General features: G+C 66.8%; 12 protein-coding genes. 7 read left to right on the top strand and 5 right to left on the bottom strand.

Going from position 1 to position 14,333, the window contains the following annotated elements; all coding sequences use genetic code 11:
* Nucleotides 1–9 precede the first annotated feature (9 nt).
* On the bottom strand, nt 10–1,485 hold the full coding sequence (locus AB0P23_RS03115; protein ID WP_230595122.1) for a DUF349 domain-containing protein: 1,476 nt from the start codon (nt 1,483–1,485) through the stop codon (nt 10–12).
* A 152-nt stretch (nt 1,486–1,637) separates the two neighbouring features.
* Here AB0P23_RS03115 and AB0P23_RS03110 point away from each other — a divergent pair, with 152 nt between their 5' ends.
* The 5 genes from AB0P23_RS03110 (at nt 1,638) to AB0P23_RS03090 (ending at nt 6,894) form a co-directional block, all read left to right on the top strand.
* Nucleotides 1,638–2,360, top strand: a complete 723-nt coding sequence (locus AB0P23_RS03110) for a class III extradiol dioxygenase subunit B-like domain-containing protein (protein WP_363796785.1) — start codon at nt 1,638–1,640, stop codon at nt 2,358–2,360.
* The gene (gene miaA, locus AB0P23_RS03105; protein WP_363796783.1) at nt 2,353–3,294 is read left to right on the top strand and encodes a tRNA (adenosine(37)-N6)-dimethylallyltransferase MiaA; all 942 of its coding nucleotides are present in this window, start codon (nt 2,353–2,355) and stop codon (nt 3,292–3,294) included. The genes AB0P23_RS03110 and miaA overlap by 8 nt, the downstream gene beginning before the upstream one ends.
* 24 nt (nt 3,295–3,318) lie before the next feature.
* Nucleotides 3,319–4,188 (top strand): diaminopimelate epimerase, encoded by an 870-nt coding sequence (gene dapF / locus AB0P23_RS03100; RefSeq protein WP_363796781.1) that lies wholly within the window; start codon nt 3,319–3,321, stop codon nt 4,186–4,188.
* Nucleotides 4,189–4,372: 184 nt separating this feature from the next.
* On the top strand, nt 4,373–5,794 hold the full coding sequence (gene hflX / locus AB0P23_RS03095) for a GTPase HflX (RefSeq protein WP_051365137.1): 1,422 nt from the start codon (nt 4,373–4,375) through the stop codon (nt 5,792–5,794).
* Nucleotides 5,795–5,799: 5 nt separating this feature from the next.
* Nucleotides 5,800–6,894: a hypothetical protein gene (locus AB0P23_RS03090; protein WP_363796779.1), complete on the top strand. Its 1,095-nt coding sequence runs from the start codon at nt 5,800–5,802 to the stop codon at nt 6,892–6,894.
* Here the strand turns inward: AB0P23_RS03090 and AB0P23_RS03085 are convergent.
* Genes AB0P23_RS03085 through AB0P23_RS03070 form a run of 4 tightly spaced genes read right to left on the bottom strand, consistent with a single transcriptional unit; the run spans nt 6,891 to nt 11,029 of the window.
* Nucleotides 6,891–7,148 (bottom strand): HPr family phosphocarrier protein, encoded by a 258-nt coding sequence (locus AB0P23_RS03085; protein WP_027496848.1) that lies wholly within the window; start codon nt 7,146–7,148, stop codon nt 6,891–6,893. The two genes, AB0P23_RS03090 and AB0P23_RS03085, sit on opposite strands and share 4 nt — an antisense overlap.
* A 43-nt stretch (nt 7,149–7,191) precedes the next feature.
* The gene (locus tag AB0P23_RS03080) at nt 7,192–9,246 is read right to left on the bottom strand and encodes a fructose-specific PTS transporter subunit EIIC (RefSeq protein WP_032366477.1); all 2,055 of its coding nucleotides are present in this window, start codon (nt 9,244–9,246) and stop codon (nt 7,192–7,194) included.
* Nucleotides 9,247–9,254: 8 nt separating this feature from the next.
* Nucleotides 9,255–10,265 (bottom strand): 1-phosphofructokinase family hexose kinase, encoded by a 1,011-nt coding sequence (locus AB0P23_RS03075; RefSeq protein WP_363796778.1) that lies wholly within the window; start codon nt 10,263–10,265, stop codon nt 9,255–9,257.
* On the bottom strand, nt 10,262–11,029 hold the full coding sequence (locus AB0P23_RS03070; RefSeq protein ID WP_027496851.1) for a DeoR/GlpR family DNA-binding transcription regulator: 768 nt from the start codon (nt 11,027–11,029) through the stop codon (nt 10,262–10,264). The genes AB0P23_RS03075 and AB0P23_RS03070 overlap by 4 nt, the downstream gene beginning before the upstream one ends.
* 170 nt (nt 11,030–11,199) lie before the next feature.
* Between AB0P23_RS03070 and ptsP the strand changes: the two genes are divergently transcribed.
* Both ptsP and AB0P23_RS03060 read left to right on the top strand, forming a co-directional pair.
* Entirely contained in the window at nt 11,200–12,939 is a 1,740-nt protein-coding gene (gene ptsP / locus AB0P23_RS03065; protein WP_363796776.1) for a phosphoenolpyruvate--protein phosphotransferase, read from the top strand.
* A 20-nt stretch (nt 12,940–12,959) separates the two neighbouring features.
* Nucleotides 12,960–14,231, top strand: coding sequence for a solute carrier family 23 protein (locus AB0P23_RS03060; protein WP_032400221.1), 1,272 nt, complete (start codon nt 12,960–12,962; stop codon nt 14,229–14,231).
* Nucleotides 14,232–14,333: the final 102 nt, after the last annotated feature.

Here is a 14,333-nt window from a genome sequence, read left to right as displayed (position 1 = left end):
CACTGCAGGTCACAACTCGTCGACGGCACTTTCCGCGGCATCGGCCCATTCACGCCACTGCTGGGCCTGCGCACGCGCCCGTTCGGCGTCCTTGGTCTTGCCTGCCGCCGTCGCCTTGGCCGCTTGATCCTCGAACTGGGCCACTCGCTCACGGAACTGAGCCGCGCGGGCAACCGCCTCGGGGTCGGACCGACGCCACTGAGACTCCACGGCGTCGTGGACGGTCTTCTCGATCGCGCGGAGCTTGCCTTCGAGTTCCTGCATCTTCTCGCGCGGAACCTTGCCGATGGCGTCCCACTTGTCCTGCAGATCACGCAGCGCCGCACGAGCAGCGTCGAGGTCCTTGCTCGGATCGATATGTGTCTTCGCCAACAACGCTTCCTTGGCCTCGGCGTTGGCCTCGAATTCCGCGTCGCGCTCCGACGCCGCGGCGTTGCGTGCCGCGAAGAACACGTCCTGGGCGGCCTTGAAGTTCTTCCACAATGCGTCGTCGGCGTCCCGCGGAGCTCGGCCCGACGCTTTCCACTCCACCAACAGGTCTCGGAATGCGGCTGCAGTGGGACCCCAATCGGTGGACGAGGACAACGCTTTTGCGCGCTCGACCAGCTCTTCCTTGCGGGTCTTGGCTGCTCCTCGCTCCCGATCGAGATCGGCGAAATGCGCACCACGACGCCGGTTGAAGTTCTCCCTGGCCTTCGAGTACCGCTTCCACAGCGCATCGTCGATCTTTCGATCCACCCCGCGGATCGTCTTCCATTCGTCCAGAATTTCGCGCAGCCGATCCCCGGCATGCTTCCACTGCGTCGATTCACTGCCGATCTGCTCGGCTTCGGCGGCGAGGGCTTCCTTACGGGCAGTGTGCTCGGCGCGTTCGAGCTCTTTCTCCTGCTTGGCGACCGCCGCTGCTGCGTCGGAGTGCTCGACGACGGCGTGGAGTCGGCGAGCCAGCAGATCGAGGTCGCCGATCACCGCAGCCGTCGGAAGGCTCTCCAGCAGCGCCGAGGCCGCAGCCTTGGTTTTCTTGGCATCACCGGTACCCGACGTCAGTCGGGCTTCGAGCAGTCCGACCTCGGTGGCCAGATCGTCGTAGCGCCGCCCGAAATGCGCGAGGCCTTCCGCTGCGTCGCCCGCTTGCCAGGAGCCGACCTGACGCTCGCCGTCCGAGGTGCTCACCCACGCGGTGCCGTCGTCGTCGACCCGGCCGTACTTGCTCGGATCGCTCGCCGGCGCGACCACGGTGGGCACATGCGCGGCCGTCGGGTGTGGCTTGGCTGCCGAGGAGCCACCGGGGCGGGGTGCGCCGGGACGAGGAGAAGCAGAACTCGGTCCGCCGGGCTTCGGTCCGCCGCCGGGCTTGGGGCCGCCACCTGGCTTGGGTCCTCCGGTCGAAGGTGTAATGGTCGCGTCACCACCGGAATGATCGGCGGGTGCAACCGACGACGGGGCGTCGGGGGTGGTGGGGGTACCGGCGTTCGGGTCGGTCATTGTTCCTCATCTCTGCCGCGCGTCACGGCTGCCTACGATCGCGATCTGGACACCATTGAACTCGGTGACGACCGATCGGACCATTGAAACAGCTCAGACGGTTCGAGGTGGACTCGTCCGGCCAAGTCGCGTCACCGACTAGCGTGGTACGTGTGTTCTGTGCCGCGGCCCTGGTGCCCTCTCCGCCGTTACTGGTCCCCGAACTGATGGGCCGGGCAGCAGCCGAGGCAACCGAGCTTCGGGCCGCTGCTGTGTCTGCTGTCGAGCAGCTGTCCGCGGTGGCCGACCGGTGGCTCGCGGTCGGCGTCGACGACGGCGAGGGGCGGTACGACGAGACGACGGTCGGCACCCTGCGTGGGTACGGCGTCGATGTGGAGGTGCGGCTGTCCGGTTCGCCGGCACGGTCCGGGCCGGACCCCGAGTTGCCGCTGGCGGTTCTCCTCGCCGGCTGGCTGCGCGGTGCGGCGGCGGCCGACAGGGCAATCGAGGTCCGCACGGTACCCGCGGACGCGAGCGCACGGTGGTGCTCGCACACCGGGATGGAACTGCGCCGCGAACTCGACGCGTCCGACGACAGGTGGGGAGTGTTGGTGCTGGCAGACGGCGCGAACACCCTCACCCCGAAGGCACCGGGGTCGTTCGATTCGCGCGCCGCGGACGTGCAGCGTCGCATCGACGATGCTCTTGCCACCGCCGACGTCGACGCCCTCGCGGAGCTCGACGAGGGCCTCTGCGCAGCGATCGGTGTTCGGGGCCGACCGGCCGTGCAGATGCTCGCCGCACTCGTGGGAACCGACGACGTCTCGACGACCGAGCTGTATCGGGGCGCACCGTTCGGTGTCGGATACTTCGTCGGGCTCTGGTCCCGTGGCTGACGAAACCGGGGCGACCGCCGAGGATTCGGCCACGACACCGGTGGCAGTGATCGGACCGACCGCTGCGGGCAAATCGGACCTGGCGCTGGACCTGGCCGAGGAGCTGGGCGGGGAGATCGTCAACATCGACGCGATGCAGCAATACCGGGGGATGGACATCGGTACCGCGAAAGTGACCGTGCCGGAGCGCCGCGGCATCGTGCACCATCAGCTCGATGTGCTCGAGGTCACCGATATCGCGACGGTGGCGCGTTACCAATCGGCTGCCGTCGCCGACGTCGAGAACATTCGATCCCGTGGCCGTCGGCCGATCATCGTGGGCGGTTCGATGATGTACGTCCAATCACTGCTCGACGAATGGGCCTTTCCCGCCACGGACCCGGTCGTCCGGGCCAAGTGGGAGGCGGTGCTCGAACGCGACGGAGTCGACGCGATGCACCGCGCTCTGACGGAGGTCGATCCGGACGCTGCCGCGTCGATCCTGCCCACGGACGGACGGCGGATGGTGCGGGCCTTGGAAGTGGTCGAATTGACCGGTCGGCCTTTCGCAGCCTCGGCCCCGGTCATCGGTGAACCGCGCTGGGGCACGGTGGTGCTCGGCGTCGACCGTGAGACCGCAGAGTTGGACGAGAGGATCGATCTGCGTACTCGGCGCATGTTCGATTCCGGGTTGCTCGACGAGGTCGAAGCGTTGCTGGATCTCGGCCTGCGCGACGGAGTGACGGCGTCACGGGCGATCGGATACGCCCAGGCGCTCGATGTGCTGGCCGGGGAGTACGACGTCGACCATGCGCGTGAGCGGACGTTCATCGGCACCAGGCGCTATGTGCGTCGCCAGCGGTCGTGGTTCCGCCGCGACGAACGAGTGCGGTGGCTCGACGGCGCATCGCCCACCCTGCGGTCGGATGCGCTGTCCGCGATCGAACTCGGCTAGGTCGGTCCCCGTAGACTCGCCGACATGGAATTCGCCAAGGGCCACGGAACGCAGAACGATTTCGTCGTGCTGCCGGATCCCGGTGCCGAGCTCGAACTCACCAGGTCGGCGGTCGCGGTGCTGTGTGATCGACGGCAGGGGATCGGCGCCGACGGGGTACTGCGTGTCGCGCGCGCCGGGGTGCTGCGGGACGCGGGTGTGCTCGATCGAATCCCGGCCGGTGTCGAGGCCGAGGACTGGTTCATGGACTACCGCAACGGTGACGGCACCATCGCCGAGATGTGCGGAAACGGGGTCCGAGTCTTCGCGCACTACCTGCGAGTCCACGATCTCGAGCAGCGCGATCAGTTCGTGGTCGGCTCTCGCGCAGGCGCACGTGCGGTGACGGTGCACTCGTACGACGAGACCGATGCCGACGTGACCGTGGCCATGGGCGACGTCACCCTGCTGGGTTCGAGCGCGACGACCCTGGCCGGTGCAGCGTACGAGGGGATCGGTGTCGATGTCGGGAACCCGCATCTGGCCTGCGTCGATCCCGCGCTGAACCGCACCGCGTTGCGGGCGCTGGACTTCACGGCTCCGCCGACTCTCGATTCCGAGTTCTTTCCCCACGGTGCGAACGTCGAGATTCTGACCCGGCTCGACGACGGTGCAGTCGAGATGCGCGTCTTCGAACGCGGCGTCGGAGAGACACGCTCGTGTGGCACCGGAACCGTCGCTGCCGCCGCTGCCGCGCTCAGTTACGAGGGGCTCGAGACCGGAGACGTGAGTGTCGGTGTGCTCGGCGGTCGGGTCCGAGTGTCCATCGACCACGTCGGTGCAACCCTGCGCGGACCGTCGGTACTGCTCGCCCGGGGAGAGGTCGACGACCGTTGGTTCGCCGGGCAGTCCTGACCGTCGCGCCGGCTCCGAGCGAAACCCGCGTGCACACGCTGGGCTTTTCGTGGATCATGGGAGTTGTATGACGAACTCACATGAAACATCACCTGCGGGCGAACCGGTCGACCATGATGCCGACGGTTCACCCGATACCGCATCTGCATGGACCCGCGAGGAGTCCGACGCATGGTCGAGGCGGATGGCGCGCTCACCCCTCGACGATGACTCCCCGTCCTCGGGCGATATGCAACTCGAGGAGCGGACTGCGCTGCGACGAGTCGCCGGACTGTCGACCGAGCTCGCCGACGTCACCGAGGTCGAGTACCGGCAGTTGCGCCTCGAACGCGTCGTACTGGTCGGAGTATGGACCACCGGTACTGCGGCACAGGCCGAATCCAGCATGACCGAACTGGCCGCGCTCGCCGAGACTGCAGGCTCCGAAGTACTCGAGGCGCTGATGCAGCGTCGGGACAAACCCGACGCGGCAACCTACATCGGCTCGGGCAAAGCCAAGGAACTGCGCGACATCGTGCTCGCGACCGGGGCCGATACTGTGATCTGCGACGGCGAACTGACGCCCGCCCAGCTCAATGCGCTGGAAAAGGTCGTCAAGGTCAAGGTCATCGATCGAACCGCACTGATCCTCGACATCTTCGCGCAGCACGCGACGTCACGAGAAGGCAAGGCACAGGTCGCCTTCGCCCAGATGGAATACATGTTGCCCAGGCTCCGCGGCTGGGGTGAATCCATGTCGCGTCAGGCCGGCGGACGCGCCGGTAGCAACGGCGGCGTGGGTCTTCGTGGACCGGGTGAGACGAAGATCGAGACCGATCGCCGACGCATCCGTGAGCGCATGGCCAAGCTCCGCCGTGAGATCAAAGGCATGAAGCAGGCTCGCGACACCAAACGCGAGCAGCGGCTCAGTGGCACGGTGCCGTCGATCGCGATCGTCGGATACACCAATGCGGGCAAGTCGAGTCTGTTGAACGCGCTGACCGGTTCCGGTGTGCTGGTTCAGAATGCGCTGTTTGCAACCCTCGATCCGACGACGCGGAAGTCGACGCTCGAAGACGGCCGCGCGATCGTGCTGACCGATACCGTCGGATTCGTCCGGCATTTGCCGACCCAGCTGGTCGAGGCCTTCCGCTCCACACTGGAGGAAGTGACCGACGCCGACCTGTTGCTGCACGTGGTCGACGGTTCCGATCCGCTACCGATCGATCAAATCAAAGCAGTACGCGAAGTGATCACCGAGGTGGTCCGCGAGCAGGACGCGAAGATGCCACCGGAGTTGTTGGTGGTCAACAAGATCGACGCCGCAGATCCGGTCCAGCTGACGCAGTTGCGTGGCCTGCTCGACGGCGCACGATTCGTCTCGGCCAAGACCGGTGAAGGCATCGATGCGCTGCGGGATCACCTCGGCGACATACTGTCCGAGCCCGATGTGTTGGTCGACGTTCTCGTCCCGTACACCCGCGGCGACCTGGTCGCCAGGATCCACACCGATGGCCGAATAGTGCAGTCGACGCACGAGGCGGACGGCACGCGCGTCGAAGCTCGTGTGCCGCAATCACTTGCGGCCGCCCTCGTCGAGTTCACCGCGACCGTACCCAGCGCCTGAGTTCGGTGAATCCGCGCGCAGTGGTGCGTGGTGGCGCCGCGGCCGTGGTCGGCACGGCGATCGTGCTGACTTGTGCTTCGACCGCCCTGGCCGCGCCGGTCGACGTTGTAACCTACTGTCTACCAACCGATCCCGGACTCGAAGAGCTGTCCGGTGCGACGGTGCTCGACGGCACCGTGTACGGGATCGGCGACAGCGGTGCCGACGATCGGGTCGCGGTGCTCGACGCGAACTGTGCGGTGCAGCGTTGGATCGACGTTCCCGTCGACCCGTACGACGTGGAGGACATGGCGTCGTACGACGGCTCACTGTGGTTGGCCGACATCGGCGACAATCAGTTGCGCCGCGACACTGTGGCACTGACGCGAATGGACCCGGAAACAGGCGCGGGCGAGCTGTATCGACTGGCCTACCCCGACGGCGCACACGACGCCGAGACACTGCTCATCGAACCCGGCGGTCGGCCGGTGATCGTCACCAAGGAACTCTCGGGTGTCAGCGGGGTGTACGTACCGACCGGAGACGAATCCGTCACCGATCTGAGCAGTCCGGGCCCGACGCCGCTGCGCAAGGTCGGTGAGATGGCTTTCACGGCCACCGGTACGGCCGGTGGGCCGCCGTTCGTGGTCGGCTCGATTCTGGCGACCGGGGGAGCGGTGAGTGCAGACGGATCGACCGCCGTGGTGCGCACGTACACCGATGCGTATGTGTTCCGTCCGCCCGACGGGGACGTCGCGTCGGCGCTGGTCGACCCCACCTCACCCCGAGCCGTCGTCGCGCTACCGGCTCAGCCGCAGGGCGAGGCGGCGACGTTCCTGGACGACGGTTCCGTTCTGCTCGCGTCGGAAGCCGGGTTCGCACCGACCGACGGAACGCTGCCGCCCATTCTGAGGATTCCGAACCTGACGTCGGTGGAGCTGTCGACACCTTCGGCTACGCCGGCGTCGCCGACCCGCGATCCTGCTGCTCCTGCGGCACCCGCACAGACGACGACAGCGACGGACTCGGAATGGGAATTCCGAGCTGCCGTCGCTGCCGGGGTGGTGCTGATCGCCGGAGCGGTGGGATTCACCGTCCGGCGATCGATGCGCTCTGGTTAGGCGTCCAGGTCTGCTTCGACGAGTGCTGCAACCTTGTCGAGTGCTGCTTGGTCGTCGCTGGTGACGGTGACTTCGGTGCCCTTGGTGGCGCCGAGCGTCATGATCATCAGGGCCGAACCGGCGTCCACCGGCTCGGAGTCCGCTGTTGCCAGCGTGACGTCGACTCCGGCTTCGGCTACGGCATCGGCGATCAGTGCTGCGGGGCGGGCGTGCAGGCCGATCGAGGATCCGACTGCGACTGTGGTGCTGGGCATGTGCTGCTCCTTGCGTAGTGGGTTCGTTGGATCGTATCGAGCGTCAGACGGTGGCGAGTGCCGGGTCGAGTTCGGCGTCGGTCGGTGCGTTCTTGCCCTTGATGAACTGCTTGGCGGAGACCACCAGGAATGCGGAGACGATGGTGCCCACGGCCAGCGAGACGATGAACCACAGGATGTTTCCGATGGCGAAGAACACGAAGATCCCGCCGTGGGGCGCGCTGAGGGTGACGTTGAAGGCCATGATCATGGCACCGGTGACTGCGCCGCCGGCCATCATCGAGGGGATGACGCGGAACGGATCGGCCGCGGCGAACGGGATGGCGCCCTCGGAGATGAATGCTGCTCCGAGGAACCATGCAGCCTTACCGTTCTCGCGCTCGGCCTCGGTGAACAGACGCGAACGAACGGTCGAGGCCAGTGCCATGGCCAGGGGCGGCACCATTCCGGCCGCCATGACCGCTGCCATGATGCGCAGTGAGGCGGTGTCGGTGACCGACAGGCCTGCAGTGGCGAAGGCGTAGGCCGCCTTGTTGACCGGTCCGCCGAGGTCGAAGCACATCATCAGGCCGAGAATGATGCCGAGGATGATGACCGAGGAACCGCTGAGTCCGTTGAGCCAGTCGGTCAGTCCACTGGTGATCGCGGCGAGCGGCTTGCCGAGCAGCAGGAACATGATCGCGCCGACGATGAGGGTGGCGAACAGCGGGATGATGACAACCGGCATCAGGCCACGCAGAACCGCGGGGATCTTCCACTTGCTGATCCACAGTGCGACGAAGCCGGCGATCAGGCCACCGACGAGACCGCCGATGAAGCCTGCGCCCACCAACACGGCCACTGCGCCGGCGGTGAAACCTGGTGCCAGACCTGGTCTGTCGGCTATGGCATAGGAAATGTAACCGGCCAGCGCGGGCACCAGGAAGCTGAAGGACAGCGCGCCGATCTGGAACAGCACGGCACCGAGGTAGGCGGCGATTCCGCCGTCGGGCAGCGAAGTGATGGAGTTGTTGACGACGATGTCCTCGGCGACATCCTTGATTTCGTACCCACCGAGCAGGAATCCGAGGGCGATCAGGAGTCCACCGGCGGCGACGAACGGAATCATGTAGCTGACACCGGTCAGCAGGATCTGACGCAGGCGGGTGCCCCATCCGAGCTCACCGGCAGAGTCGGTGGAGCCGGCCGCGACAGCGGTGCCGCCGACGCGAGCAGCATCCGGATTGAGAGCTGCGCGGAGCGCTTCGGTGACCATGACGTCGGGCTCGTTGATGGCGCGCTTGACGCCGGAAGAGATGACGGGCTTACCGGCGAATCGCTCACGGCCCTTGACGCCCACGTCGGTGGCGAAGATGACGGCCTCGGCACCGGCGATGAGTGCGGGGTCGAGGGGCGTGCTGCCGCTCGAGCCCTGAGTCTCCACGTGCACCGTGACACCCGCGCGCTCGCCTGCGGCGACGAGTGAATCGGCAGCCATGTAGGTGTGCGCAATTCCGGTGGGGCAGGCGGTGATTGCCACGATGTGCTTGGGCGAGGCGGATGTTGCCGTCTCGGGGGTGGCTGCAGGCGCACTGTGCTTCGCGGTGTCGACCGGCGCAGCTGCAGCGGTTGCGGCAACCGGCTTGGCGGCCGGGTTGATGACTCCGTCGACCAGCGAGACGATCTCGGCGGGCGAGGACGCGTTGCGCAGTGAGGTGACGAATTCGGGCTTGACCAGTGCCCGAGCCAGGCTGGAGAGCAGCTTCATGTGCGCCGAACCGGCTCCGGCCGGTGCAGCGATGAGGAAGACGAGGTCGGCGGGGCCGTCGGGGGCGCCGAAGTCGACCTTGGGGTTCAGGCGGGCGAAGCCGAGCGAGGCGCTCGTGACCGCCTCGGAACGGCAGTGCGGAATTGCGATGCCGCCGGGCAGGCCGGTGGCCGACTGGGCTTCGCGCGCAAGGGCTGCGTCGCGCAGGGCGTCGGTGTCGGTTGCGCGACCCGCGTGGGCCAGCACGCCTGCGAGGCGTTCGATGACGGCAGCTTTGGATTCGCCCAGATCGGCGTCGAGGAGGATCAGATCCTCGGCGATGATCGGCTGATCTTCGGTGGGGGTGGACATGGGGGCTCCTAGAGACGGTTCGAAGAAGGGGAGAGCGTGGACGGGGTGACGGACGTGGAGATGTCGAGCGCGCGAACCGTCACCGAAGTCGGATGGGTCTGCTCGGGCAGGGGAAGCGTGGTGCCTGGAAGTGCGGTGGCTGCCGTTCCGTAGGCGACGGCGCGGCGAAGTTTGTCTGCGTCGGAACAGTTCTCGACGTCGGCCAGAATGTAGCCGGCCAGCGAGGAGTCTCCTGCGCCGACGGTGCTGACGGCCGTGATCGGAGGTGGGCTGGCGTACCAGGCACCGCCCTGGGTGACCAGGACTGCTCCGGCGCTGCCGAGCGTCGCCAGTACGGCACCTACTCCTCGGCCGACAAGGATCGTCGCGGCGGAAACAGCGGCCGACGGATCACCCTGTGCCGCAGCGCTTTCCAACTCCTCGGAATCGTACCCGGTGAGCTGGGCGAGTTCCTCCGAATTGGGCTTGATCAGGTCGGGTGCCGATTCCGGAAACCGATCTGCGAGAGCGAGCAGCGGCTCGTCGGAGGTGTCCACCGCAACTTTGGCCGTGGTAGCGCGAAGGGCGACAACCAGTTCCGCGTACCACTCGACGGGCAGGCCGGGAGGAAGCGAACCCGACAGCACCACCCACTCGGCATCGACAGCGAGCGTGAGAATCCGGTCTCGCAGCTCGGCGCGTGTCTGCTCCGACACCGTTGCACCCGGCTCGTTGATCTTGGTGGTCGTGCCACCGATTTCGCTGACGGTGATGTTGGTGCGCGCCGGTCCGGACGTCGGAACTGCCGAGTATCGAACGCCTTTGGCGGACATTGCGTCGAGTATTGGATCGCCGACGTTGGCCGGGAGTACGGCCAGCGCCTCTACTCCCGATCCGCCGATGACGCGAGCGACGTTGACGCCCTTGCCGCCCGGGTCGACGGCCGAGGACGACGCCCGGTGCACGCCGCCGCGGGTCAGCGGCGTCTCGAGCGTGACCGTGCGGTCCATGCTCGGATTGGCCGTGAGCGTGACCATCATGCGATCACCACCTCGATTCCTTTGTTGCTGAGTTGTTTACGGTCTTCGTTCGAGATGTCGCTGTCGGTGACGATGACGTCGATGGTGTCTACTCGGGCGAAACTCACCAGGTGCTCGCGGCCGATCTTCGACGAATCTGCCAGCACGACAACATGGTTCGCGGCGTCGACCATGGCGCGCTTGACCGCGGCTTCGTCGCTGTCGGGGGTGGACAGTCCGTGTCCGACGCTGATGGCGTTGGTTCCGATGAACGCAACGTCCACCCGTAGCCATTCGAGGGCGCGCAGTGCCTCGTCGCCCACAGCGGCCTGTGTCGTTCCTCGAACACGCCCGCCGAGCAATCGAAGACTGATGCTCGGCATGGTTGCGGCCCGGGCTGCGATCGGTACGGAGTTGGTGACCATGGTGAGTTCGCGATCGTGCGGTAGCAGTCCCGCCAGGCGGCCGGTGGTGGTGCCCGCATCGAAGACGGCGCTGCCGCCGACGGGTGGGAGGAACGACAATGCAGCCGCTGCGATCGCGTCCTTCTGGTCTGCGCGGGTGAATTCCCGCTCCGAAACGCCCGGCTCGAGTGTGGTCAGCGCCGAGGCGGGTACTGCTCCACCGTGCACGCGGCGTACCACTCCGAGTCGATCGAGGGTGGCCAGATCGCGTCGCACGGTCTCTGTGGTGACGCCGTAGTTGGCGGCCAGGTCGTTGACGGAGACGCGTCCTTGCGTGCTGATCAGCTCAGCGATGGCGTGCTGTCTTTCTTCTGCGTACACCTGCGTCTCCTTCCCGGTTGATGTTGCTTTATGTTGTTTTACGCCCGTGTGTGTTGACATGTCAAGGGTTTGGAGTAATCTCGGTCACAACATCATCGGGAAGCCAGGTGCGGCACACTCATCTGACATCCGGGACGACAGACGTACACGCAGGATCCGAGGAGGACCACATGACGGGATCGGTCAGCACCGCATCGACCGGACACACCGATGCAACACCTGCTGCAGATGGGACGTCGTCGATCGGAGCGGAGTCCACGACACTGCGCGGCACACCGGTCGTGCCCGGAGTCGGCTACGGACCCGTCATCCGTCCCGGGGCACGTCCGGCCATCCCGGCAGACACCGGTGAGGTGGCCGAATCCGATCGGGAGTCCGAGAAGGCTGTGTTCGATGCAGCGGCGAACGCCGTCGCCACTCGATTGCGCGGACGCGCAGAGCTGGCGACGGGAGCCGCTTCGGAGGTGCTGTCGGCCAACGCCGCGATGGCAACCGACCGCGGATGGCTCGGTGCCGCTCGCGCCTCGATCGCCAAGGGCAACACCGCCGTCACCGCCACTGCTGCCGCGACCGAGAAGTTCGCCGCCATGTTCACCCAGCTCGGCGGATTGATGGCCGAACGAGTGACCGATCTGCGCGACATTCGCGATCGCGTCATCGCCGAAATTCTCGGTGTGCCCGAGCCGGGTGTTCCCGTGCCGGCCGAACCGTCGGTACTGTTCGCCGACGACCTGGCACCCGCCGACACCGCAGGCCTCGACCCCACCCTCATCGTCGGCCTCGCCACCTCACTGGGCGGTCCGACCAGCCACACCGCGATCATCGCCCGCCAGCTGGGCATTCCGTGCATCGTCGCCGTGGCCGGCCTCGACGACATCGCTGCAGGTACGAACGCATCCGTCGACGGAACCAGCGGCCGCATCGAACTCGAACCCGACGCCGACTCGGCCCGCGCAGCAGTCGTCTCGGCCAGGGACGAATTGGACCGAGTGTCCCAGTGGGTCGGTCCCGGTACCACCGCCGACGGCCATCCCGTCGATATCCTCGCCAACGTTCAGGACGGCGCCGGTGCCCGCGCAGCGCGCTCCAGCGCAGCCGACGGGGTGGGATTGTTCCGCACCGAACTGTGCTTTCTGGACCGCGATTCCGAACCGACCGTCGACGAGCAAGCGGAGATCTACGGCCAGGTCCTCGACGCGTTCGCAGGCAAGAAAGTCGTCGTCCGCACCCTCGACGCCGGCTCGGACAAGCCCCTTCGATTCGCCAACCACCCCGACGAGGCCAATCCGGCGCTCGGCATCCGCGGTATCCGTATCGCCGAAGCCGACCGCGGCATCCTGTACCGCCAGCTCGACGGCATCGCCGCGGCAGCCAAGGCGACCGAGTCCTCGCCGTGGGTGATGGCACCGATGATCGCCACCGCGCAGGAAGCACAGGACTTCGCCGCGGATGTGCGCGAACGCGGACTGACCCCGGGCGTCATGATCGAGATTCCCGCTGCCGCTCTGCTCGCCGAGCACATCCTCGAGCACGTGGACTTCCTGTCCATCGGCACCAACGATCTGGCTCAGTACACGATGGCCGCCGACAGGATGTCGGCGCAGCTGGCCGGTCTGACCGATCCGTGGCAACCGGCCGTGCTCGCACTGGTGGCGCACACGGCCGCGGCCGGCGCGAAGGTGGGCAAGCCCGTCGGTGTCTGCGGCGAAGCTGCCGCCGACCCCCTGCTGGCCTGTGTGCTGGTAGGAATGGGCATCACGTCGTTGTCCGCGGCCTCCGCCGCCGTCGCCCACGTCGGGTCCAAGTTGGCGACCGTGACCCTCGATCAGTGCAAGGCCGCTGCTGCCGCTGCACTGAAGACCGACAGCACGGCCGCAGCCCGTGAGGCAGTGAGCGCGATCCTCGGGTGACGCAATAGTCTCTTCCCATCATGAGAACTATGGGTTGGACGCTGCACGGAAACGGACGAACCGTCGACGCGGGGGCGGTGGTCGCACCGGACGAACGGTTGTCGTGGCCACGCACTGTCGGCATCGGGATGCAGCACGTCGTCGCGATGTTCGGGGCCACACTGTTGGTTCCGACCATCACCGGGTTCCCGGTCTCGACGACGCTGCTGTTCTCGGGCATCGGTACTGCGCTGTTCCTGATCATCACGCGCGGGCGGGTGCCGAGCTACCTCGGGTCGTCGTTCGCCTTCCTGGCCCCGCTCGGTGCGACCGCAGCCGACGGACCCGCCGCGCAGCTCGGTGCCGTTCTGTGTGTCGGCGTCGTGCTGGCTGCGATCGGCTTCGTCGTGAAGTTCGCCGGAGCGCGGGTACTCGACGCAGCGATGCCGCCCGTCGTCACCGGTGCGGTGGTCGTATTGATCGGGCTCAATCTGGCCCCTGCCGCGACGACCTCGTTCGAGGCGCAACCGCTCGTCGCGGCCGTCACCCTGGTGGCGATTCTCCTCGCGACGGCCGTCGGTCCCGGTCTGGTGGGTCGGCTCGGAATCCTGCTCGGCGTCGTCGTGGGCTGGGTATTCGCTGCCGTCACCGGCGGTATCGCGCAACCACGACTCGATGCTCTGAGCGCCGCGAGCTGGATCGGGTTACCCGAGTTCCGTGGCCCGTCCTTCCAGCTGTCGGTGATTCTGGTGGCGCTGCCGGTGGTGATCGTCCTCGTCGCCGAGAACGTCGGACACGTCAAAGCCGTCGCGGCGATGACCGGAAAGAACCTCGACGACGTTGCCGGTGACGCTCTGATCGCCGATGGGTTGGCGACCACCCTCGCCGGGGCCGCCGGTGGATCGGGAACCACCACGTACGCGGAGAACATCGGCGTCATGGCCGCTACCCGCGTGTACTCGACCGCCGCGTACTGGGTTGCCGCGATCACCGCGATCGTGTTGGCGTTCTCGCCCAAGTTCGGTGCGCTGATCTTCACCGTCCCGGACGGTGTCATCGGTGGAGCGACACTCGTGCTCTACGGACTCATCGGACTGCTCGGCGTTCGAATCTGGACCGATGCCAAGGTGGATTTCACCGATCCCGTGAACCTCACCGTCGTCGCCGCCGCACTCGTCGCCGGAATCGGCGACCTGACGCTCTCCGTCGGATCGGTCGAACTCGGTGGTATCGCGTGGGGATCGCTGGGCATCCTCGTGGGATACCCGATCGTCTCGGCGTTGGCCCGAGGGAGAACGACTCGACGACGCTAGCAGGGGCGGTCACGGATCGCGCGCGTTTTGGTCATCGACCCTCGGTGCACCGCGAACGTACTGTTGAACCGTGACGTCAGTCGCACCGACGACCGCGCTGTG

It is taken from the genome of Rhodococcus sp. NPDC077669 (assembly GCF_040686915.1).
Classification (GTDB): Bacteria; Actinomycetota; Actinomycetes; order Mycobacteriales; family Mycobacteriaceae; genus Rhodococcoides; species Rhodococcoides fascians.
The sequence above is the reverse complement of the archived record's forward strand: the minus strand, read 5'-3'. Positions and strand labels throughout refer to the sequence as shown.

Excerpts from the sequence above, each read along its gene's own strand:
- AB0P23_RS03085 (WP_027496848.1), bottom strand. The coding sequence starts at position 7,148 with ATGCCCAGCACCACAGTCGCAGTCGGATCCTCGATCGGCCTGCACGCC.
- hflX (WP_051365137.1), top strand. The coding sequence starts at position 4,373 with ATGGCGCGCTCACCCCTCGACGATGACTCCCCGTCCTCGGGCGATATG.
- AB0P23_RS03115 (WP_230595122.1), bottom strand. The coding sequence starts at position 1,485 with ATGACCGACCCGAACGCCGGTACCCCCACCACCCCCGACGCCCCGTCG.
- AB0P23_RS03075 (WP_363796778.1), bottom strand. The coding sequence starts at position 10,265 with ATGATGGTCACGCTCACGGCCAATCCGAGCATGGACCGCACGGTCACG.
- ptsP (WP_363796776.1), top strand. The coding sequence starts at position 11,200 with ATGACGGGATCGGTCAGCACCGCATCGACCGGACACACCGATGCAACA.
- dapF (WP_363796781.1), top strand. The coding sequence starts at position 3,319 with ATGGAATTCGCCAAGGGCCACGGAACGCAGAACGATTTCGTCGTGCTG.
- AB0P23_RS03080 (WP_032366477.1), bottom strand. The coding sequence starts at position 9,246 with ATGTCCACCCCCACCGAAGATCAGCCGATCATCGCCGAGGATCTGATC.
- AB0P23_RS03060 (WP_032400221.1), top strand. The coding sequence starts at position 12,960 with ATGAGAACTATGGGTTGGACGCTGCACGGAAACGGACGAACCGTCGAC.